Origin of the sequence: Nocardia nepalensis (assembly GCF_048910785.1) — a bacterium.
GTDB lineage: Bacteria > Actinomycetota > Actinomycetes > Mycobacteriales > Mycobacteriaceae > Nocardia > Nocardia nepalensis.
This window is the reverse complement of record NZ_JBKBET010000010.1, coordinates 1-22,157: the sequence shown is the minus strand read 5'-3', so window position 1 is coordinate 22,157 and position 22,157 is coordinate 1. Positions and strand designations below refer to the sequence as shown.

The 22,157-nt window shown below is 63.6% G+C and carries 20 protein-coding genes and 2 pseudogenes; 13 read left to right on the top strand and 9 right to left on the bottom strand.

Translation table 11 applies throughout. The features are described from left to right. The first annotated feature begins 35 nt into the window (after nt 1-35). The 6 genes from ACHQ4I_RS09010 (at nt 36) to ACHQ4I_RS08985 (ending at nt 6,665) form a co-directional block, all read left to right on the top strand. Entirely contained in the window at nt 36-1,883 is a 1,848-nt protein-coding gene (locus ACHQ4I_RS09010) for a type IV secretory system conjugative DNA transfer family protein (protein WP_420771234.1), read from the top strand. Further along, complete coding sequence (locus ACHQ4I_RS09005) at nt 1,880-2,770, top strand: DUF4913 domain-containing protein (RefSeq protein WP_420771233.1); 891 nt, start codon at nt 1,880-1,882, stop codon at nt 2,768-2,770. The genes ACHQ4I_RS09010 and ACHQ4I_RS09005 overlap by 4 nt, the downstream gene beginning before the upstream one ends. Next, nucleotides 2,767-3,711 (top strand): hypothetical protein, encoded by a 945-nt coding sequence (locus ACHQ4I_RS09000; protein WP_420771232.1) that lies wholly within the window; start codon nt 2,767-2,769, stop codon nt 3,709-3,711. Before ACHQ4I_RS09005 ends, ACHQ4I_RS09000 begins: the two co-directional genes overlap by 4 nt. Next, a complete protein-coding gene (locus ACHQ4I_RS08995) occupies nt 3,708-4,649 on the top strand; it encodes a hypothetical protein (protein ID WP_420771231.1) in 942 nt (313 codons plus the stop codon). Before ACHQ4I_RS09000 ends, ACHQ4I_RS08995 begins: the two co-directional genes overlap by 4 nt. Nucleotides 4,650-4,888: 239 nt before the next feature. Continuing rightward, nucleotides 4,889-5,737, top strand: coding sequence for an MBL fold metallo-hydrolase (locus ACHQ4I_RS08990; protein ID WP_420771230.1), 849 nt, complete (start codon nt 4,889-4,891; stop codon nt 5,735-5,737). Nucleotides 5,738-5,906: 169 nt separating this feature from the next. Then, complete coding sequence (locus tag ACHQ4I_RS08985; RefSeq protein ID WP_420771242.1) at nt 5,907-6,665, top strand: GNAT family N-acetyltransferase; 759 nt, start codon at nt 5,907-5,909, stop codon at nt 6,663-6,665. A gap of 299 nt (nt 6,666-6,964) precedes the next feature. On the opposite strand, the gene ACHQ4I_RS08980 is transcribed toward ACHQ4I_RS08985, so the two are convergent. Further along, entirely contained in the window at nt 6,965-7,168 is a 204-nt protein-coding gene (locus ACHQ4I_RS08980) for a hypothetical protein (RefSeq protein WP_420771229.1), read from the bottom strand. 95 nt (nt 7,169-7,263) lie between these two features. Next, nucleotides 7,264-7,758 (bottom strand): hypothetical protein, encoded by a 495-nt coding sequence (locus tag ACHQ4I_RS08975; RefSeq protein ID WP_420771228.1) that lies wholly within the window; start codon nt 7,756-7,758, stop codon nt 7,264-7,266. Nucleotides 7,759-7,840: 82 nt separating this feature from the next. On the opposite strand from ACHQ4I_RS08975, the gene ACHQ4I_RS08970 reads away from it, so the two are divergent. Both ACHQ4I_RS08970 and ACHQ4I_RS08965 read left to right on the top strand, forming a co-directional pair. Next, nucleotides 7,841-8,560 carry an HYD1 signature containing ADP-ribosyltransferase family protein gene (locus tag ACHQ4I_RS08970; protein WP_420771227.1) on the top strand — a complete coding sequence of 240 codons (720 nt, stop codon included), beginning with the start codon at nt 7,841-7,843 and terminating at the stop codon, nt 8,558-8,560. A 2-nt stretch (nt 8,561-8,562) separates the two neighbouring features. Then, nucleotides 8,563-8,844 carry a DUF6881 domain-containing protein gene (locus tag ACHQ4I_RS08965; RefSeq protein ID WP_420771226.1) on the top strand — a complete coding sequence of 94 codons (282 nt, stop codon included), beginning with the start codon at nt 8,563-8,565 and terminating at the stop codon, nt 8,842-8,844. Between the two features lie 501 nt (nt 8,845-9,345). Here ACHQ4I_RS08965 and ACHQ4I_RS08960 read toward each other — a convergent pair. The 4 genes from ACHQ4I_RS08960 to ACHQ4I_RS08945 all read right to left on the bottom strand — a co-directional run bounded on the left by ACHQ4I_RS08960 (nt 9,346) and on the right by ACHQ4I_RS08945 (nt 15,390). Further along, nucleotides 9,346-13,701, bottom strand: coding sequence for an NACHT domain-containing protein (locus tag ACHQ4I_RS08960; protein WP_420771225.1), 4,356 nt, complete (start codon nt 13,699-13,701; stop codon nt 9,346-9,348). A gap of 241 nt (nt 13,702-13,942) precedes the next feature. Beyond that, nucleotides 13,943-14,143, bottom strand: a complete 201-nt coding sequence (locus tag ACHQ4I_RS08955) for a hypothetical protein (RefSeq protein ID WP_420771224.1) — start codon at nt 14,141-14,143, stop codon at nt 13,943-13,945. After that, entirely contained in the window at nt 14,140-15,078 is a 939-nt protein-coding gene (locus ACHQ4I_RS08950) for an IS5 family transposase (RefSeq protein WP_420771223.1), read from the bottom strand. The genes ACHQ4I_RS08955 and ACHQ4I_RS08950 overlap by 4 nt, the downstream gene beginning before the upstream one ends. A gap of 93 nt (nt 15,079-15,171) precedes the next feature. Then, the gene (locus tag ACHQ4I_RS08945) at nt 15,172-15,390 is read right to left on the bottom strand and encodes a hypothetical protein (protein ID WP_420771222.1); all 219 of its coding nucleotides are present in this window, start codon (nt 15,388-15,390) and stop codon (nt 15,172-15,174) included. Between the two features lie 416 nt (nt 15,391-15,806). Between ACHQ4I_RS08945 and ACHQ4I_RS08940 the strand changes: the two genes are divergently transcribed. From ACHQ4I_RS08940 to ACHQ4I_RS43250, 4 genes and pseudogenes are all read left to right on the top strand, one after another. Then, on the top strand, nt 15,807-16,130 hold the full coding sequence (locus ACHQ4I_RS08940) for a hypothetical protein (protein ID WP_420771221.1): 324 nt from the start codon (nt 15,807-15,809) through the stop codon (nt 16,128-16,130). A gap of 130 nt (nt 16,131-16,260) precedes the next feature. Continuing rightward, entirely contained in the window at nt 16,261-16,818 is a 558-nt protein-coding gene (locus ACHQ4I_RS08935; RefSeq protein ID WP_420771241.1) for an alpha/beta hydrolase family protein, read from the top strand. A 75-nt stretch (nt 16,819-16,893) separates the two neighbouring features. After that, a pseudogene (locus ACHQ4I_RS08930) lies at nt 16,894-18,093 on the top strand (AMP-binding protein); the annotation flags it as partial. 79 nt (nt 18,094-18,172) lie between these two features. After that, nucleotides 18,173-18,271 (top strand): annotated as a pseudogene (locus tag ACHQ4I_RS43250) (amidohydrolase family protein); the annotation flags it as partial. 734 nt (nt 18,272-19,005) lie between these two features. Here ACHQ4I_RS43250 and ACHQ4I_RS08925 read toward each other — a convergent pair. From ACHQ4I_RS08925 to ACHQ4I_RS08915, 3 genes are all read right to left on the bottom strand, one after another. Continuing rightward, entirely contained in the window at nt 19,006-19,677 is a 672-nt protein-coding gene (locus tag ACHQ4I_RS08925; RefSeq protein WP_420771220.1) for a hypothetical protein, read from the bottom strand. Between the two features lie 3 nt (nt 19,678-19,680). Beyond that, nucleotides 19,681-20,403, bottom strand: a complete 723-nt coding sequence (locus tag ACHQ4I_RS08920) for a hypothetical protein (RefSeq protein WP_420771219.1) — start codon at nt 20,401-20,403, stop codon at nt 19,681-19,683. A gap of 240 nt (nt 20,404-20,643) precedes the next feature. After that, a protein-coding gene (locus ACHQ4I_RS08915; RefSeq protein ID WP_420770937.1) for an IS5 family transposase occupies nt 20,644-21,467 on the bottom strand; the annotation gives its coding sequence in 2 pieces (ribosomal slippage) (nt 20,644-21,117 and nt 21,120-21,467; 822 coding nt in all). 200 nt (nt 21,468-21,667) lie between these two features. On the opposite strand from ACHQ4I_RS08915, the gene ACHQ4I_RS08910 reads away from it, so the two are divergent. Next, nucleotides 21,668-22,157: dihydrofolate reductase family protein (locus ACHQ4I_RS08910; protein ID WP_420771218.1), on the top strand; the 490-nt coding region annotated here is incomplete at its 3' end.

The following is a 22,157-nucleotide window of genomic DNA, read 5'->3' as shown; positions in this document are numbered from 1 at the left end:
TCGTGTCCGCACTTGATGTTGAGGAGCTTCCGATCATGATTTCCACACGGGAGGCGCGCCGCCGCAGCGTTGGTGGCCTCGGACCCGAAACCACCGCGCTACTACTTTTTCTGGCCGCCATGGCGATCGTGGGGCTGGCGTGGGCGGCGTTGAGCGTGGGCAGTTGGTGGGCCGGGATCCCAGTGACCCGCCACCCCGTGGGGGCGTTGCTGCAAGTCGCGACCGGTCAGCACCGGTGGCCGTGGCAATCCAGCGTCGTCGCGGTGGTGTTCGCCGTGCCGATGTCGGCATTAGTGCGGGTGGGGTGGCGATCATTCGGTGCGCGTGCGCGCATCGACGCCGCCGCGCGCACAATGCAACGTCCGCGAGAGATCACGATGGCCACCCAAGCCGACAACGCCGCCGCCGCGCTCCGATTGCTGAAAGATGCACCGCCGCAGATCCGGGCGTTGAAAGGTCCTCCGCTGGGCAGGACGGTGCTGGGCGGGGTCGGGTTGTATGTGCCCGCCGAGATGAGTGTGTTCATCGCGGCTGGTCAGCGCACCGGCAAAACCATGGTGTGGGCTGTGCCGGCGATCTGCTCGGCGTGGGGGCCGGTGATCGCCACCTCCAACAAGCCCGACGTGTACCGCCACACCGTCGGTGCACGTGAAGAACACGGCAGCCGGATCTGGCTGTGTGACCTGCAAGCGGTTACCGGGAAGGTCGAATGCTCGTTCTGGGTCGATCTGCTGGCGCAGGTGAAGACCTTGCCCGCTTCCCGGAAATTGGCGGGGTTCTTCATCGCCGACTCGAACTCCGAAAACGCGCGTGTGGACGCCTATTTCGATGGTGGTGCCCGAGAGTTGTTGGCGCTGTATGGGTTCGCGGCGGCGTGCGCGGGTGGGGATCTGATGCATGCGGCGGATTGGCTGGGTCGCGACCAGGATCAAACTCCCGCGTTGATCCTGCGCTACTACAACCATCCCCGTGCCGCCGAACGGATTGTGGAAGCCCAAAGTTTATACGCGCGTCAACGTGACGGGTTGTTCGATATGGCGCGGCGCCATCTCAATGTGCTGACCCACGAAGGATATGCGCGGATGGTGACCCCGCCGCGGCGTCGCATCATCAAGGCGCATGAAAACAACGGCAAGGTCGTCCTCGACCTCAAAGACGGCCCGGTCACGCACGAGCTACCGCAATTCAAACCCGCGGACTTCGTGCAAAGCCGCGACACCCTCTACGCGTTGTCGATGGCCGGGCACGACTCCGCGACCCCGCTCACCTCGGCTTTGGTCGGGCAGATCTTGGAGGCCGCGCTGACCGCGGCGCGTGCGAGAGCTGATGGGCGCCTGAAGGTTCCGCTGCTGGCGGTGCTGGATGAGGCCGCTAACTGTGCACGAATTTCGGAATTGCCGGAGTATTACACCTACTGCGGGGGCTGCGGAATCATCCTGATCACCATTTTGCAAGTGCTGGAACAGGGGGAGAAATTGTGGGGGGCTCATGGGCTGAAAATCATGCGCGCCCAATCCATCGAGGTCTATGGCGGCGGTATCGCCGCACTCGACTACCTTGAACACTGGTCACGCATGACCGGCCCCCACGATGTGGCCGACCGGTCCCGCAGCCTCGGCCCGGGTGGGGTCAACCGCACCTTGACGTGGCGTTCGGAACCGATCCTGGATGTCGCCCAGTTGGGGGCGCTGCCCAAAGACCGTGCCCTGGTGCGGTTGCCGAACCACGGGCCGCTACTGGTGGAAAAAATTCCCTGGTACATCAACCCCGAATTCGAACCCCAGATCCGCCGATCCCTGGCCCGGTTCGAAAACGCTGCCGCCGAGACCGTCGCCCCACCAGCGACCGGGACGACCGGCGCGGCCGGGGGGAGCGAGCGATGACCAGCCCGGCACCGAACCCGCGCGCGGCCGCGAGCGGGAAACCGAAGGGCCCACCGCAGCCACCGGTGTACCAGCACTTCACCGAGTTCGCCGACGTATGGCTGCTGCCGATGATCAACGTCCGTCTCGCCGAAGCCAACCGAGACAACACCTACACCTGGTGCCGCGAATGGTGGCGCCACCGCGCGGTCTCGGTCCGAATCGCCCACCTGCACAATGCCTTCGAGGCGTCTCGCCGTAGCAGGGCCGGCAGTGCGATCAGCTCCTATGTCCTGGGCCACGTCGACGCGCATTTCCATGTCATCTTGGATGCGGCCAACGGGCCGCTGTATCGCTGCACACGCAGCGAACACAACACGGTGCCGTCGCTGTCGGCGGATCCGGTGCCCGCGAACTGGTTCGGACCCAAGCCGGCCCCAGTCCGGGCGACGGGCAGCGGGAGCGAAACGAAACCGCTGTTCGCGCATTACAGCGACTTCGTGACCGAGTGGCTGTTGCCGGTCATCGCGGTGCGGATCACCGCGAACAACCGCGAAGGCCACTACACGTGGTGTCGGCAATGGTGGCGTCATCACAGTGTCGCGCTGCGCTTCGCCGCGATCCACGCGAGTTTCGAAGCCGCGCGTCGCGCTGATGACAAGACCGCGATGTCGAGCCTGTTCGTCGGCCATATCGACCGGCACATGCGGGTGATCCTGGACGCCGCGCAGGGACCTCTGCATCTGTGCACCCCGCAACGACACATCGAGCTGACCGGACTACCCAACAGTGCGATCGCACCCGCCTGGTTCGGCGTCGAGGGCACGACAACCCCGATCGAACGCCTCGGATTCGGGCCCGACTTCCGGGCAATGGGTCCCGGCGCAGCGCAAGGAACACGATCGTGATTGCACCGACGCGGGCGCAGGTGAAGGTGCTCAAGACGCTGCAGAACCAGACGGTGTTCTTGAACGCCATGGTGGCCGAGGCAACCCAGGCCCAGCAGCAGAGCGGGCAACGGCCACCGCCCTCCTGGTTCGAGGACTACCACCACCGCGCGGTCGTGCGCGAGGAGTTGACCAACGCCGCACACGCCGGCGGGGTGCCCCGTGCGTGGATCGACCACGTACGCGAGCGCGGCGACCGCGGCCTCACCTGGCGCGCCGACCTGTACCTACGCACCCCTGCCGCCCTCGACTGGGACCCGATACTCGGCACCCTCACCACGGACGCGCAACGCCTATGTGAGTGGAGCGCCCTCGAGGTGGCCTACGGCCCGATAGGCCCGGCCACCGATCCCGGTGTCGCGTTCGACTTCGACCGCAACCTGGCCGCTCTGCGCGCCCGCACCGCCGGGATAGCGAACCTGCTCGGTCTCACCGCCGAGCAAGGCCACGAGCTATGGGGCGCGACATCCGACTGGGCTCAGGCCGGGGTAGCGATGCTCGACGGCGTCCCCGTCGACGGTCTGGTGCAGCGCTGGCGTGCGGCGGCGCACACCGATATCGGTGCCTATGGTCTGCAAGCCGCCGCGCTGGCCTCCGCCGGGATCACGATCGACTCCGCTGCGGCACTGCCGCCGCCCGAGGAGTTGGCCTCCGCGATCGGTGCCATGTACGTGCCGCCGCACACGCTGTTCCGATCGGCGGCCACCACCGGGCACGACATCAACGCCGCGATCGGTGCCGCGAACCTGACCTACAGTGCGGATGCCGCAGGCCGAACAGGTATCGAACCAGCGGTATTCAGCGACGCAGCGAGCGCGGACCCCTGGTTCTCGGACACCACGGCCGACATTGATATCCCGGCTCCCGAATTCCTGCCGCCGGTCCAGGAAATCGAGCGATGACCGGTCCGCGACCAGCGCTGCGCGTCCGCGATCTCGCAGCCGACCAAGCGGCGCTATTGCGCCGGATCCACCAGCTGGCCGCCGAAGGCACCCGACTGCGGAAGAACATGCAGGCCACAGTGACAGACACCGCGGCCCGGACCGAGGCGCTCGCACAGATCGCCGCCGTCGACCGGGACCGCGATCTCACCGAGATCCGGGCCCGCGCAGAAGGGATGGCCCGCAGTTGGGTCGATCTCGCACGCCATGTCGGGCACGCTGGTGGTACCTGGACCGGCGAACAGCTACTCCCGACACCGCGTCCAGTGACCGGGCGCCGCACCTTCGGCCGCGTCGTCGCCGACACCGCCCAACTGGCCGATATTGCCGCGATCACCGTCGCCCGCGAGCACGTGCTCGCCACCACAGGTGCAGATGGTGAGCCAGAACCTGCTGCGGCCCAACAGGTCCGGCGAAACATGGAAGCGATCTGGACGCGCGCCACCATGACCGCCGCCTCGATCGGAATGGGCCGCAAACAACGTGTCCGAACATTCCAGACCGCGACCAGCGACATAGAACAACGAGTCGAGCACTACCTGCAGTTCAGCGTTGCTGACCTGGATGCACTGTGGCGCAGCTACACCACCCCCACCATCGCCGCCGACATTCGGCGCTCACTCAACAGCCTGCGCCGCACCGACCGCGGTACTGAAAACTCCACCACCAGCACCGAGCAGCCCCCGACACCGACAGCACTGATCGAACGAGCCCGCAACGCCCTCTCCGCGACCATCGCCGACCGATCCGAAACCGGATCCGGAACTGGAGCGGCGATCACTGCGGCGATCACCGACGCACTCTCCGGTACGGCGCACGGCTGGGATTCCGCAACCGACATCGCAGGTGGCGAGACCACCGCGGTCGAGGCATACCCGGACGCCGGGCCCGATCCCTAGGCAACCAGGAACCGATTCATGTTGCCCACCGACGACATTCGTTACGAGGAGAACATGCACCCGTGCCTTCGCATCAGCGTCACCGTTGAGCACCGGGCGACCGCGCCAACCCGCACGCTCTGGCCGTGACCCGCCCGCCCGGCTGCAGCCGCGAGCACCGCCACCCCGAACCCCACACGCCCGACCACGGTCGACACCGCCGCCGACGTGCCCGTACACACCGTGAAGGAGATCAGTTCATGACCAGCCACGACCGCCTGACCCGTCCCGCGGCCTTGCGCACCTTTCAGCTCGGCGACCACCGCATCACCTATCTACCCGACGGTTTCGCGACCCTCGACCCCCGCGCCTGGCTACCCGAATCCACCGAACAGATGTGGCTCGACCACGCCACCCTGCTGAACACCGACGGTGAGCTCACCGCCAGCATCGGGGGCTTGCTCGTCGAGCACGGTGACCAGAGCTTGCTCATCGATACCGGATTCGGACCATCGCAGATCCCAACCCCGTTCGGGCTGATGGTTGGTGGACAACTCTTGGAAAGCCTTGCCGCCGTGGGCAAAACACCCGCCGACATCGACCTGATCGCACTCACCCACCTGCACCTCGACCACATCGGCTGGCTGTGGCAGACCACCCCCACCAGCCCGTTCGCTGATACACCGGTCCTGGTCGGGGACACCGAATGGGACACCCGCGACCTCGCTCTCGTCGACGGGATCAGCCCACAGATGCTCGACGTCTTCGCCGACCACGTCAACCCGATCGCCGATGGCGAGGACATCTTCCCCGGCGTGCGCGCCATCGCCACACCCGGACACAGCCTCGGCCACACCGGGTTCGTGATCAGCTCACGCGGACACCGCCTCATCGCATTCGGCGACGCCATGCAAACCCCGATCCAGGTCAGCCACCCACACCTGACCGCAGCACCCGATGACGACCCCGCCCAATCGGTGAACACCGCCAAATGGCTCCTCGACGAACTCACCGCGCCCTACACCCTCGGGTTCGGACTCCACTTCGCCGACGTGCAACTCGGATCCGTCACCGATACCGAGGGCGTCAGCACCTGGCGACCGCAGTGAAAACCCCTGCCGTACCTCAACCGTCCACACGGCCCACTCATCTGCTCGGCGATGTGCGGCAACCGATCACGGCAAAACACACCAGACCTACCACCGCGACAAGGAGACCCCCGTGCCCTCAGCATCCCTACCAACCACAGACCCCTACCAGACCGAGCGGCAGTCGGTGATGATCCGCCGCGCCCGAGGCCGTGCCGAAATGCTGAAGTTCCGGCGGTGGCATGAGCTGGCGGGCAACACCGGCGCTCGCGCCGCCGCAGCACACCTCGCAGACCTCCACGACGCCGGACTGCTCTCGGCCGCGTTGAACGGTGGCCCTTTGCCGTCCGAGGACAGCGCGATCGTGCGGGGTGGTGTCGCTGCCATGGCAGCAGCACGAACAATGGCGCTGGTCGCGGTCGCAGACGGGCGCCTCATCGGCGGCCTGATCGCCGGACCGCCGATCCCGCTGGCACTTCAATTAGCTGAGCACGGTCAACACGCCGTAGTCCACGCTGTGTTGAACACCATCATGATCCGCGCCATCGCAGTGGTACCCCAACACCGCGGCTACGGGATAGGCCGCGCCCTACTCCGCGAGGCCGTCGCCGACCGCACGCCGCGCCCACGTACCCATCATCTACGGACAGTTCAACACCGCCACAGACGGCCTCGACGAGTTCTATCGACGTTGCGGAATGACAGTGACCGAACCCGGGGCGGCCCTAGCCTTCAGCGACTACCTCCCGGCACCGGTGCGGCACGTCCCACCGGCGGGCCACGCCTTGTTCCACCTACCCCCGACGACAGCAGATCAGATGCGCGAATCCTCTCGCCCCGCGCTGTGACCAATTGGCTGTGCAGGGCCCTGAGCAATCTTGCCCGATCGCCCGCGCGGCAATGGGCAAATACTTGTCGGCTGTGGCGATGTCGACGTTGCGAGAGATAGCTGAATAAGCCCATAGCAGAGGAGACGAAACGCGCAGTCTGGGTGAGCCGTTCGTGCGCTGTCGCAGCATGAACACCAACGAGTCCGACGCCTGTATGGACTTGGTGTGCCCAGCTGTGGATGCATGTGGACAAATACGACGACACCACGGTGAGCGTGGGCTGCATCGACTTGCTCACCATCCGCCTCGCTCCGCGAGTACATCGGTGCCGACATCCTGGACGCCTACTCCCAAGGGGCTCTGGAGTTTTCGCCCCCTTCCAGCCAACCGGCAAGCGCTCGGTGGCGCACACTATCTCCTAATGGAGGTCATCCGAGACGACGTAGACGCGCGTGAGACATACCAGTCCATCGTATGGAACATTCGGGTGCTCGACCCCGATAGCCTTGTCGGCGACGATATCGGCGACCGCACCTTTGCGCAGATCGCCGACGCGGCCTCCAGCGCGGGATGCCTGCTCGTCGGATGTGTCGACGACGACGTGCTCGACGACGACCTCCAAGTACTACCAGTGGACACTGCGCGTGCCGCAAGCCGAGCACCGCAACCAAACCCCGGACGGGTTCCACTCGCAATCACCCAGGTGCGCAAGGCACTTCACGGACCGGTCGCGTCACCGCCATCACACACAACGGAATTCTCGCGGAGGAATACACCTATGACCCGCTGAGCAACATCACCAAAGCACTGCAGATACCGGAATCCCGTGCAGGGCAGGATATTCACGCCCCGATCTCCGCAGTACCGGACGCCCCAGGACAAGCCGCGCCACCAGCCGCCGACCGCAACACGGATGGCCGAGAATATCGAAACAATCAGCTGATCCGCGACGGCCGCACGCGTTACCAGTACGACGAATCCGGGCGCCTCATCCGCAAAACAACAACGCGCCTGTCCCGCAAGCCCGACATCTGGCACTACCGCTACAACGGCTTCGACCAACTCACCGATGTCTGGACACCCGACCACCAGTGGTGGCATTACACCTATGACGGCCTCGGGCGGCGAACCAGCAAACAACGCCTCGACACCAACAGAGCCGTCCTCGAACGCATCGACTACACCTGGGACGGCACCCGACTCATCGAGCAATCAACCGACGAGTCCACCACGCGCTGGCAGTACCACCCCCGGTTCATACTCACCGATCACCCAGACCACCGACCAGGACACGGTGGACCGCGAGTTCTACGCGATCATCACCGATCTCGTCGGCACCCCAACCGAACTCGTCGAACCCAGCACAGCCACCACAGTGGCCACAGCGACAACCGACCTCTGGGGCAACACAACATGGGTAGGGCAAACCAGCACACCGCTGCGCTACCCCGGCCAGATCCGTGACCCCGAAACCGGACTGCACTACAACCTGCACCGCAGCTACGACCCCACCACCGGCCGATACCTGACACCAGACCCACTCGGCCTCGCCGCGGCACCCAACCCGAACACCTACCCCCACAACCCCACAACCTGGTCAGACCCCCTCGGCCTCATACCCAACGAATGCTCAACCGGCCCCGGCGCCAATCCACAGAACCAGACACCCAACCAACCAACACCTGAAAGCCTCTACCACTACACAAACCAAGAAGGGCATGACGGCATCCTGGAAAGCCAAGAACTGCACCCTTCCCTACGCGAACAGAACCCCAAAGACGCTCGCTACGGCGACGGCCAGTACTTGACCGATATCGAGCCCGGAACCCGAACACTCGGCCAGCTATCAGCCGCTTTCCTACGCGTACCCTGGGCAGGCCGGAAGTTCACCCACTTCATCGAGATCGACGTCACCGGCCTCGCAGTGGTACAGGGGCGACCTGGAGTATTCGTGATACCGAACACTGGCCCCCTAGACCTTGCAGGACGAATCATTCGGTCGGGAAGGAACTGAACATGCGATACGTGAAAGTCACCTGGCACCATGATTTCGAGGACGAGCCCGTCGAATACTTCCACGAAGTCGGCGACGACAACTGGGAAACACGCAGAGTACAGGTTTACCGCGACGGGCATCTGGAATGGGCCGACGAAACCCACGAAACCGCAACCGCCGGAGTCGCGGAAATACCGATCGCGCCAATCGAAGAGATAGCGGTGCAACCCGAATTCGACGCAGAAGAAGTATCCCAACACGAGTTCGAGCGCCAGTGGTCGCAAGCCCGCGCCGAGCTATAACACATTACCCCGCAGGGCCGCTCGGGGTTCTGTGGCCAGTGGGTGCCGTCGCCACGGTCGCAGTCGGAGGTGCTTGCTGGGGAAGTTCGCCGACTCAGCCCGATGTGCGAGCGAGCGGCGGCATCTTGCGTCCATGTCTTGCGCGACAATGTGATTCGACGATGTCAGGGCACCACGCTCAGGGACGATGCGCGGACAGAGGACAGCCCGACAAACTGTTCAGGTCCTGCAACACTCACGGTAGGCCCGCGCCGCGCCGCTCTTGCAAGTGTCAGATCGTGCGTTCCTCCCCTGCAACGAATGCTCCGTTTTCGGTCCTGACGGGACGAACACCGTGAATCCTGCGGCTTGGAGTCGTTGGAGTTGTGCGCCGAGTTTGCCGCTGCGGCGGACGACTTCGACCATACGGTTGTGGTCGCGGTGGTCGCGGGCGACGGCCAGGTGGCCCGTCCAATCACTGAGGTCGCCGGCACTTCTGAATTCACCTATCGAGCGGCGATGCTACCTCTCCTCCGCCAATGCGGCATCGAGGCCGAATGCGTCGAGATACACCAGCCGATCGATTATGTCGAGGCACTGTACTCGCACAGACTCGTCACCTTGACGATATGAGCGAAGCACAACGATGGTCACCTCGCGCCCGACATGAGCGCCGCGACCTTGCATCCTATTCGCGCCAGCACCCACCGCATCTATTACTTTCTCACAGACGCGCAGCGCCGATGGCGGCAACCGTGTCCCGAGGTCTTCCAAACTGTCCGAGAGGGTTTCGTATCCTTCGGCGAATGCCGGGCTGTCGAGGAATGAATTTATCAATGCATCCTGTGCGGCGGGCTGCATGTCGGCGAGCCCACGCAGCCCCGCCGATGCGGCTTCTCTGACGTGGGAGTCGGGATCTGCGAACAGCAACGCGAGTGTTTCGCTGCTGTCAGTAGCGTTCTGGGCCATCACTTCCGCGGCCCCGTGCCGAGCGGCGTTAGTCAGGATTCGCACGTCGTCGCTGACCGGTGAGGCAATTGCACCGTAGTGCTGCGCGACCGCCCAAACGCGACCTGCGCGGGTGGCGATACCCGGGGGTCCTTCGAGGGCGTGCTGTAGGTATCCGAGGAACCGCGTCGAGGAATCCAGGAGGCAATGGGTCAAGAGTCGCTCGGTTTCCGCGGTGTCGAACACTGCTGGCGGCGCTTCGAACAGTCTTTCCGCGATGCTCAAGGCTGCCTGCTGGTCGTGTTTGAGAAGTGCTGCCACAGCGCGCGCGGCGCATGTTCGAACTGCTGTGGATGTGTCGACCGCGAGCCGTCTGACCACCGGCAGGAGTCGGTTCAGGTGCTGCCCGCCCTCGAACAATGCGGTCGCCGCCGCGAGCGCGGCAGCGCCACGCACCGAGCTCAGGCCAATGATGAAGAGATCGTCGGAACCGTTCGAGGTGTGTCCGGTTTCCGGATCCGCTGAGGTCGAGAATTCTTCGATGAGGGCGACCAGGCGTTCATCGATGCCTTCAGAATCCGAGAGGGCTGTGCATACAGCATGGGCGATCGCGTGACCGTAGGTTGCGAGCGCGTGCTCGCACAGGTCGGCGAACAGAGCGCGGTCGAGATCTCGGCCAACAGCCCGAATCACATTGGTGGTCGCGATCATCGGAATCGTGGTGTCGAAACGCAATGCCAAACGCGCGAATCTCTCGGGTTGCTCTTTTGCCCTAGCCTCCAGCACTCCCGCTAGCTGGGACGCGCCTCCCACAGGGCCACCAGGGCGGTGGATGGTGCGTTCGGAGGTGTGCTTTCGTAGGGCTGACAGCCAGTTCTCGTCGCTCATCCGCTTGGACGCGTCATGGGAGATCGGCGGGCCGACGAATGACGCGACGATCGTCCTGGGCTGCGATGGCGGTCCGACCGACAGCCGTTCCAGCTCCGCGATCCGACGCCCCACGGAAGTGCTCATTCGTTGACGATCTATACCGAATAGAAGGCTGACCTGCCCGTAATGAGGCAAACGTCCTTTGTCTCCTAGCAGGATCTCTGCTTCGAGTTGCCGGAGGAGATGTTCCGAGCACCGCGGGGAGTGCGCAGTGATGAGTTCGTGGGAGGCGTAGCGGAAACTGTCGGACCATCCGAGGTTCAGATTGCGTTGGTCGCTGTTGAGCCATTCGATCGCGTCATCGGAGTCACTGGAGGCCGCCAACGTTCTGCACACCAGGAACCGCAGGGCTTGGCTCGTCGCTTCCCGGAACGGCTCGATGGCTTCGAAGGCGGCCTGTGGATTGGTTTCCATCAACTTCTGAAGCGCGTCCTCCATCGCGGCCAGAATCGTGTCGTCCACAGCGTGGGAGTCCAGGATCGGCCGTCCCCATCTGGTCAGCGACGATGTATCGCTGTCGGCACGGGTATTCGACAGTCGGACCAGGAACGGCAGAACGTCGCGCACGAATGCCTCCGGTGCCGCGTCGGCGACCTGCTGAATGACATTGGCACCCTGTGATTTTCTGGAGAGATATTCCGTCTCGAAAGGATCGGCGGCCCCATCCCCATCAGCGCGAGCCATCGCTCGGTCCAGGTAAGCACCGATGAGTCGCGCGGCCCCGACAGGATCGTCCTCCACCAGATCGGCAACGATCGACCAGAAGTCGCTGTTCATCGCGATCGGCCCGCGGACATCATCGATGTAGCCCGCTTGGATCAACTCCACTGCGAACGGCACCAGCGCTGGACCCATCGACCACGCGATCAAGGCTCGAAGGCGTAGGCGCCACTCCTCGCTAGCACCGACGTAGGGGCGAAAGAGTTCAGCGACACGCTCGCCCCGGTCTCGCGCGGCCGAGATCAACTGCTGCGCCGCCGTATCCGCCCGACCACAATCGGCGAGCCATCCCTCCCAGCGGCCGAGATCGTCGACGGCATCGAACCAGTGCGGAGATGACAACAGTCTCAGCAGGCGACCACCGACTGGACTCCCATCCCAGGCCAGATACTCCAACGCAGCCCAGTCGCTCGGCGTCGGGGTCAGCTGGCGCAGTACGCCGACAACAACCTGTTTGATATGAGACCGAATTCTCGACGAGCTGAGCGCGCGTACCACGACCGCGCGGAGCTGCTGGGGTTCCTTCGCGGCGAGATATTCGAGTACTTGGCGGGTTTGGGCACGGCGGAAGAGGAACTGGCCGTTCGTGATGAGGAAGTCGTGAAGGTCGCCGCCACCGGTAACGAACGCACGGGCGAAGAGGTAGTCGAAATATGTTTCATGGAGGAATGAAATTCCGAATTCATCTGTGACAAGAACCGCCTCGGACTCGAGAGCAGCGATCTCTACGCCCGGAAATTCGTCCAGGACAGCTCGAGGGGCCGTGAGAGTTTGCGTTTCGCTCAAGTACGCCACCAGGGTGGAGGTGATCCCCGTCCAGTCGATGCTGCCTGTGCGGGCCGTCGCGCGCTCACGGGCTTCGGCGGTGAATCGGTCGTACAGATCTTGCAGGGTCAGATACGGGCTTCGACGAGCTTGATCCGGCAATCGGGCATACACCGCGAAGTGCAGGGGAGTACGGAGCAGTTCGATGGTCAACTCGGCTGGAATATGGGCGTCGTGCTGGCGAAGATGCTCACGAACCTGATCAGCGCTCAGCTTGCCCACGGTGTGCCGAATGGCCGGCTTCCCGGCGCGTAACAGCGATCGCACACGTGGATCGTTCTCGAGGTCTACCGTGCGGATGACGAGCATGAGCTTGAGGTTCCGTACTCGTTGTAGTTCTTCGCGCACCTCGTCGACAGCATCGAATCCGTCGGGCATACGTCCGCTAAAGGAGCTGACGGCGTCGAGCTGGTCTACGACGAGCAGACCTGGAAGTCCGTCGGCGACACCGGCCAGCAACACCGACGGGGACTCGGACAACCCCATGTGTTGACCGAGATGATCGGATGTCGGCAATGCGATGGTCGCTTCCATTCGTGCTACTGCGACGAACCAACCGCGCTTCTCCAACGTTGCGGCGACTTCGGCAACAACCGCCGATTTCCCGTATCCAGCGGGCCCATCGACGATGACAACCTGCGGGCTGTCCGGGTCTTCGAGCTTCGCGATAATCGACTGCGCTTCCGAACGCGGAACCAACCCGAACTCGGGCTCGAACCGCTCCACTCGCCGAATCTGACGTTCGAGCGACCGATGCAACACTTGGCGAGTGGCGTGATTGCCGGCCAAAAGACGTTCCGTGAAATCGCCTTTCAAGAATGCGGCTACCTGAGGTGTCGCAATGTTCTGGTGCCGATGGTTCCGACAGAAACGGCCCACCGCATCCATGACCAAATCTGGGTCTTCCGCGTAGAGGGATCCAAATGCCTGCCGTACGGCCCGGTACAAGTTGCTTTCCGGCCAATGCTCCACCACAATATTCTTCAGATATCGCCACGCAACTTCTTCACTGACATCCCAATACTGGACGACCGTATTGAAGTCTGGCTCGAGCACCCGAGTGAGCGCATCTTTGAACTCAGCGATCGTCGTGGTCGCTCGCGCGCGTTTACTGAGGTCTACGAGTGGGTTGGCAGTGCTGGACGAGATGAGCCGATATCCGCGGCCGAGTTCGATTTGATGTTTAGCACCCTCCAGGACCGTGATCCGTCCGCTGGCATCGCCAGTCTTGAGTCGTGCGATCGTCCATGTCTTCGCGAAGTTCTTCGTTTGCTCGCCCCAGGTCCTGCCATCGACATCGATTTCGAACTCGATCCCGACGCCGGCGTCGCCGGGCGGTTCGAGCCTGATCCGATGCGCTCGGTCGTGGAGAAGGTCCGCTATTCGTAGCGCCGTCCAGAGGTCTTCGTACTCGTTGCCCTCCTTGTCGGCCGCTCCCCCTCGCAGGGCACTCATCGCGACACCCCGATCATCGGTGACACCGGCATTTCCGCCATACCTGAAGTGACACTCCTCGTGTTGCGAATCTCGTTCCACCGCAACCTGATATGCACAAATCCTAGCCCCGGCGATGGTAGTGACCGGTGTAACGGTCGACCTGCCCGAGCGCAAGCAGCAGAGTCTACCCTCGCGAGCCGAGTGAAGTGCCGTTTGGAACCAGCTGGCGCAGTCGACGGCATACGACGAGGGGCTCAGGCTAGTCGGCGAGATCGGCTACTCGTCTGTAGCCCGCCGCGAGCAGCATGTCGATGATCCGCTGCCACCGTCTGGTTTGATCGTGCGTCGATAGATGATCGCGACAGCCCCGAAGCCAGCTCGGTAATGCCTGGCCGTTGACGAATCCGGGATCGAGGGCGTGCTGGTGCGCGGCTAGGCCGTGTTTCGAAAGTGGGGTCACCGTAGCCACAGATCGATGGCGGCGATGTGGACGGTAGCCAGGAAGCGGACGGCGAGTTTGTCGTATCTGGTTGCCAGCGCGCGGTTTTGCTTGAGCTGGTTGATGCCACGCTCGACCGCGTTGCGGTCACGGTAGATCTCGGCATCGAATGCATGCGGCCGACCACCTCGCGTGCCGCGCCGGAGCCGGTGACCGACCTGGTCTCCCGGCACCGGGATAGTGGCCCGGATTCCGCGTCGAGCCAGGTAAGCGCGGTTGGCGCGGGAGGAATAGGCCTTGTCCGCCAACACTCGGTCCGGGCGCACACGCGGGCGCCCACCACCGAGCCGTGGTACCCAGACCGCATCCAGCACCGCGGTGAAGTGCGGACTGTCACCGGCCTGACCACCGGTGATCAGGACCGCCAACGGCGCCAAACCCTGTTCACAGGCCAGGTGCAGCTTCGTCGACCATCCACCCCGAGACCGGCCGAGCGCGTGATCGACCGGCTCGACCTCGACCCCACCCGGCGGCTCGGCCTGAGCGCCGCCATCGCCGACAGCCCCGGCGGCATGCTGATGGGCCCGCATGATGGTGGAGTCCACACTCACCTGCCAGCAGATACCGCCGTTCGCATCGGCCAGTATCTGCAACAACTTCACAAGCAACGCCCAGTTCCCCGCACGCTGCCACCGCCGGAACAACCCATACACCGTCTGCCAGGGGCCATACCGATCCGGCACATCCCGCCACGGCGCACCCACCCGAGTGCGCCACCGAATCCCGTCGATGATCTGGCGTTTGCTCCACTTCGGCGGACGACCCGCCTTCTTGCCACGAGGCAGCAACGGCTCCAACCGCGCCCACTGGGCATCGGTCAAATCCGCTCGCCCCGCCACCGCTACGCTGGCCACGAGGTCTCCGGTATTCAGGTTCTGCTTGGTCGCTGAACCCATCTACCGGAGACCTCACCCATCTCACGGCAACGACACACCCACTCCGGCAACGACTTTCAGCCGCAATCGTGACGGCGTCGATCACCCCAGCACTTATGAAACACGCCCTAGGCCCGCCCACAGCGCGATCGCGGCGTACAGCAGGCCGGGCAAAGCGATGGCGGTGAACCATGTTTCGAGATCGCTGGGATCGACGCCGTGTCGGTTGCCGCCGGGAACCGGTTGCGGGGCAACTGCCTCGGCCGGATCGAGCGGCAAGCCGTGCGCCTCGATCGCCGCGGTGATGGCAGTGCCGCCGACGATATCGGCCACGGCAGCCTCGAGGTCTACGCTCCATCCGGCATGCGGTCCGAGGTAGGTGCTGATGCCAAGAGTGTTGTGCTCCTTCGAATTCAGAGCCCAATGTGCAGGAAGGGTGCCCAGTGATGCAGGGCCCCAGCACCTTTCGTAAGGCGGAAGAGAAACCGCGGCCAGTTCGGATCCAGTCGTCGGCGAAGTGCTACTGGATTCCGGCGTGACCACTCCGAGAAACGCGGCACCGTGGCCAAGGGCCACGTCCTCCGCTACCCAAATGGACCGCGTCCGACGCGATCCAAGGCAAACGATTGCCCACCATCGCTGCTGGCGACGCTCGACGCCGCCTGCGCCGGCGCCGATGACCTCGAACAGGCCACCAGCGAGGAATTCACCGAGCACCCCGTGATCACCAGCGTCCCGGTCTGGCCGAGGTGACCGGCGCCCGCATCCTAGCCGAAATCGGCGACGACAGTATCCGATTCACCGACGATCGGGCGTCGAAGGCCTACGGATCCGCACCCGTCGCCAGGATATCCGGCAAAGTCATCTCTGTCAGCGACCGACGCATCAAAAGCGACCGGCTCGCCGCCGTCGGCTGGATCTGGGCCACCTCCGCGGCCATCAATCCCGGCCCCGCCCGCGACCACTACCGGCACCGTCGAGACCACGGCGACCGCCACGCCGCTGCGATCCGGCACCTGTTCAATAAGATGCTCGGCCAGCTTCACCGCTGCCTGCAAAACCGCCAAACCTAAAACCCCACAAAGTCATTCGGGCAACCAACGACAGCAGCATCAGAATCCACGGCCGCTTGACACTTAGCGGAATCGGAGGTCTGGCGATAGGACCGGCACTCGGCCAAGCTCTGGTCCAGGTGCCCGGTGAATCGTCACGGGTAAGGGACCGGCTTCGGTATTAGACCAGCGCCGGTCGGCGTGGTGGTTGTGGTCGCTCGGCGGCTACTACGGTCCGCGAGCCACAGCCTTCGAGCCACGTATCCGTTTCGGCGTTGCATGGGGCTCGAACTATGACTGGGGGCATGTGCAACTCGACCGATTGCAGAATCTCGGCAGCCGACCGGTCCCTCACTATTGGAAGCATGTGCAATGGGTGTGGGGCACACCGACGTTGGACGAGTTTCTCAAGCTAGCTCCGACGATCACCCTACGCGGCGTCGCCGAGAAGATCTCTGTGCCGTTTCTTGTGGTCCACGGCGAACACGATCGGCAGATACCGGTCAAATACGCACACATGCTCTACGACGATCTCACGGCCAGCCCCAAACGCGATCTTAAGATCTTCAGCGACCGGGAGGGCGGGGTGGAGCACTGTAGTGCCGACAACATGGCGATCGTGCGCGACTACATTTGCGACTGGATCGACGACACCGTCACCGAATTGCGGGCGGGTCTGCATCCTACCGTCGAGACGGCGGCGCGGTGAGCACCCCCGCACTCACACCGATCTGGGCGCCCAGCCCCGCGAGCGCTCCCCTGCAGCGGGGTGATGGCCGCGCGCGCCATCCCGACCGCGATCCCGCGGGTGCTGACATGGGTAGACGAGACGGACAACGTCAATCCGGCAATCCCAACGCTCGATTCGCTGATAGTCGGCCGCGACACAGCACCGTTGTCCGCACCGCAGAAGCCGGGCGGCATGGTGATCCTGACCGGCGGCACCACCGGCACCCCGAAGGGCACACCGCGCGACCGGGTCAGCCCGTTCGCCTCCGCTCAGTTCATCGACCGGGTACCGCTGTCGTGCAACGGCAGCACGATCATGGCCGCACCCATCTTCCATGGCACCGGGCTGTCCCAGTTCACCCTGGGGCTCGCGCTTGGCAACCGGGTCGTATTTACAGCGACGCTTCAACCCGGAACAGACACTGGCGAATATCGCTGCGTACCAGGCTGATTCGTTGATCGTCGTGCCCACGATGCTGCAACGGATTCTCGACCTGGACGAAACCGTACTGGTCGGCTACGACACGAGCAGCCTGAAGGTGATCTTCGCCACCGGTTCGGCCATCGCACCCGACGTGGTCACCCGCGCGCTCGATCAATTCGACGACAGTCGCTACAACCTGTACGGCTCCACCGCGTGCGCGGTCATGACCGTCGCCACCCCGGTGGACATGCGCAAGGCACCTACCACCGCCGGGCGGGCCCCGGTCGGCATCCGGATCGTGCTGCTCGACGAGAATAGCAAGCCGATCACCGAACCAAACGTCACCGGAACGATCTTCGTGGACAACGGTTTCGCCTTCACCAGCGACACAGACGGCCGCACTAAAGAAAATCGTCGACGGCATGATGAACAGCGGCGACGTCGGACACTTCGACACCGACGGCCTACTCTATGTCGACGGCCGCGACGACGACATGATCGTCTCCGGCGGCGAGAACGTCTTCCCGCTCGAAGTGGAAAACCTGATCGCAGGCCGCGAGGACGTGTTCGAGGCGGCCGTGCTCGGCGTGGGACGACCGCGCATACGGAAAGCGGTTGCGCGCCTTTGTAGTTCCCGGCCCGACCTCCAAGCGCGACCCACAGGAGATCAAAGACTACGTCAAAGCCAATCTGGCCCGATACAAAGTGCCCCGCGAGGTCATCTTCCTCGACCAACTCCCGCGCAACGCCACCGGCAAATTGCTGCGTAAGCCGCTGGCCGACTGGGAACCCGGCGCTTCGATGAGCCGGACAGCCGAGACGAAAGGTTAGGTCCACGGGAACTCAGGATGCTCCGCAGACGACCGATCGCGGGTCCAGTCATTCGGCGCCGTAGTCATGCACACTCGTCTTCGCCACATTGACGCTGCCCGATGTGGACGGTGCTCTAGCCGAGGCCGACGTATTGGACACCCTGCATGCCGACGGCATCGTGCTCCTGGCGAACAGCGGTTGGACCAGATGAGCAGGTCTTCGATCAGCGACGGTTGCACTGACCGAAATCGAGACAGCTCTGGGCAGCCCGGTGCATGCGGCCGCCTGAGCGCCTGCGTTGGCTGGCCGAACCCCGAACCTGATCAACGACCAAGTTCGGGTCGAACTGCCAGCACTCCGACGTGATCGGAGAATCATCCCCAAACAGTGCCGCATGGCGCGAGTACTGCATTACTCGAATCTTGAGCACACCACTCCGCAGCCCCGCCTAACTCACAGCGGACATCCCACGACCTGCCCCACAAAATTCTCGTGAGGATGAAAGGTTGAACTGGGTCGACGCTCCAAACCCGGCGGAAATGAGACAGTCAGCTGACGGTGTCTCAAATGCGAATGGCAGAAATCGGCCGCGTTGGTGACGTGAACATTTGGTTGTCCACGTGGTCATCCTCTGGCACAAGGGTTGTTTGGACTTGTCTGCACGCGAGGGGGCGCCGAACGCGCAAGGTGGGGTTGCAGTATGGCCGGCTACCCCGTGGTGACAGCACGCGGCATGTTCGAGATCGCCGAGTGGGTCCCGTGTAACCGGCAAACCCGACGCCTCCATCGCGGCGCTCGGGAGCGGGCAGTCGCCCCAATCGTTGCGATTCGTCTGCGGTTCCTCCGAGCTCGTCGATCCAGCCCGACTTGGAATTCTCAAGCATGAGCGATCTGATTTGGCGGCGCGCGGCAGGACGAACGCCGCAACCCTCAGATATTGAAGCCCGGATGCGTTTCGAAGTTCGTGTTGAGTATGTGGTTGGCTTCCTGTCTGGCCTGTTCGCGCATCGCAATCGAGGTGCCCACGCCATCGCCAACGAACCAGCTCAGCCACGCGACCTCCCAGCGCCAGGCACCATGATATTCCCAACTCGAGTCATTATCGCCGCGGTTGTGCCTCTTGCCGCCGGCGTGGCGTGCCTCGTGGATCAAGGTGCTGGCGCGCACGCTCACACCTTGGTTGTAGAAGTACGGGAGGTACAGGCGGGTCCACGAGTCTGCAAAAAGACCTGCGTCACGGGTTTTCGCGATGGTGCCAGGACATGATTCGGGGGTACACGACGACGTGCCGCACCGCGCGTCGAGTTCATCGATGGCGTTGCGTGCGTAGCGTCCTCCCCATTCGAGAATGTTCTCGTCGTATGATTCGCGAGGAAAGTTTGGTGAGGAGTACGTCAGACACCAGATGGCGGACATAGTACGCGACAACGGAAGTGTGATATCACAAGCGTTGCTGAATCCGAAGCCTCCATCCCAGTCGCCCTTGTCGAAATCGAAAGCGCCCCATGCCCAATCGATAAATTCTCTTGAGCAAACACGCGGCCCATAGAGGTTGTCGCCGGAGGCATCGAGATCCGGGACTGTCACTTCGCAGCTTGCCATTACTCAGCCCTCCTTTGGGACACAGCGGGAAACTTGTGGCGCTGTATACAGCGGACCGCGTTTGGGGGGCGCGTGGCCACAGTCTTCACTGTCTTCACGCTCTGGATCCACGGATATGCTCTGGTATGCCACTTGCCGAATGTCGAGCACCCAGCGCGCGTCCTCCGGAATCATTTCGCGTAGCTTCTCCTTCATCCCCAGTGCAATCGCCACTTTGACCGCCTCGATCAGAATGGCACGATCAGGCTGTTGGCCCACGATGCCGAGGATGCTATTGGTGACTTCCGGGTGGCGGCCACCGATTCTGCCGAGCGCCTGGACAGCCATCGTGCGCACGAGCATCTCGGTGTGACGTTGCCCTTTGCATTCTCCGCGGGCATTCTTGGGTAGGGGTTCTAGCGTTACACCGACTAGAAATTCTGCGGCTTGCGGGCCCGACGCATCGCCGAGGATGTGGAGCAGACTCCAGCGCAACGGTGCATCACCAGCCGATGCCGCCCGTATTAGCTCTCTGATGGTTTCTAAAAGGTCTGTGTCGCAGCGCCGCAGGAGGTCAGTCACGTACCCGTAGGCCAGTTCGCTTTGTTCGCTGGCCGAGTTGAGATAACGCACACCTTGGCCGACCAGCCACGCTGTTGCAGACTGGTCGAACAGACGTCGTCCGTTTGTGACATTGACTCTGTCGACCTCGCGGACTGGCGGTTTGAATCGTTCGTAGTCTGACATGGTGGTGTCTCTTTCCTCGGATCGACGGACAACACTATGTGGACGGCATCGATTCATGGATCTTTCGCGAACCTTCGAAGTCAGCCCGCGTAACACGCCCACACTTCCCAAGAGCATCGTCCGTTATGCCGGTTCGAGTGTGCCTCTCAAAGGACCGCAGCTCACGCGTACCTGACTACTCGTTCCACAGGGGTCCGATCACATACAGAATTAGTCCGACAAATCAACTAAGACCGTGTCTCATGTCGCTGATTTCGCCCTCGTGAGTTTCTTGTAGCAGGTGAGCGTGGCGGCGAGGGTGAGGAAGGCGAGGAAGTGTGTAGCTTTGCGGTCGTAGCGGATGTTGAGCCGGTGGTATCCGGTCAGCCAGGAAATCGTCGGTTCGATCACCCAGCGGTGACAGCCGAGGCGCTCGGACGATTCGATGCCCTTTCGTGCGATCCGTACCGCGATGGCCCGGTCACGCACCCATCGCCGCAGGTCCGCGGTGTCGTAGGCTTTATCGGCGTGCAGCTTGCCGGGCTTGCGCCGACGCGGGCCACGCCGCGATCGTATGGCGGGCAGTGCTTTCACGAGCGGTTTCAATGCCTCGGCGTCGTTGGTGTTGGCGGCCGAAATCCCCACGGACAGAGGGATTCCCGCACGGTCGGACAACACGTGGATCTTCGAGCCGGACTTACCGCGGTCGACCGGGCTCGGACCGGTCATGGATCCCCCTTTTTCGCTCGCACCGACGCCGCGTCGATCACCGCCCGCGACCAGTCGATCAAGCCTGCGCTGCCCAACTCGTCCAGCACGGCGCGATGTAGACGCCGCCACAGACCGGCCTCGGTCCACACGCTGAACCGGCGATGCGCCGTCGGGACGGTCACGCCGAACGACGGCGGTAGCATCCGCCAAGCGCAGCCGCTGGTCACCACGAACACCACCGCCGTGAACACCACCCGCTCATCGGTCGGCGCGGTGCCACCACCCTGCGGGCGCGGCGTGAACTCGGGCAATAATGGCTCGGCCAGAGTCCACAACTCGTCCGGCACAAGACGTTTCGACAACTCGTCGGTCACAAACCGAACACCATGCAGCACAACCGGATCCGACGCAGCCGATTGCGCTGACGACCTGCTCGGCAGCGTGGTTGCCGATCGGGCGGCCCGGAATACAGTCCAGGATCTGGTGCACGATCCCGGTCATGCTCTTCTGCGTCCGCCGATGAGTTTCGGCAGCAGGCGCCGTCTCCTCTGTGACTCGACGAAAGGACGAACTCGTGCAAATCCTGGCTCGCCTGTGTATGACCGCCGACGGCTATGTGACGACTCCGGACGGCTGGCCACCTCAGGTCATCGATCCGGTGCACGGCCCGGGCAGTCACGGTATCGCCGAATTCCTGAAGACCTGCGAGGCCGCCCTGATGGGCCGCACCACCTTTGAACCCGCCCTCACCGCCGATCGCTGGCCCTGGCCGGACCTGGACGTCTTCGTGCTCGGCTCGCACTGGCCCGAGGGCACTCCAGACGATGTGACCGTCGACGACGATCCGCAGCGGCTGCTGGAGAAGATCCGCGCGGCCAATCGCGGCGGCGACGTGCACCTCATCGGCGGCCCCGGCACTATCGAGACCTACCGCGCCCTCGGCGTTCTCGACAAACTCGAACTCGTGGTCCTACCGTTCTTCGTCGGCAGCGGCATGCGCCTGACCGATTCGCTGAACCCGCAGACCAGTTTGGAATTCGAGAGTTCACGGCCGTTGGACGGCG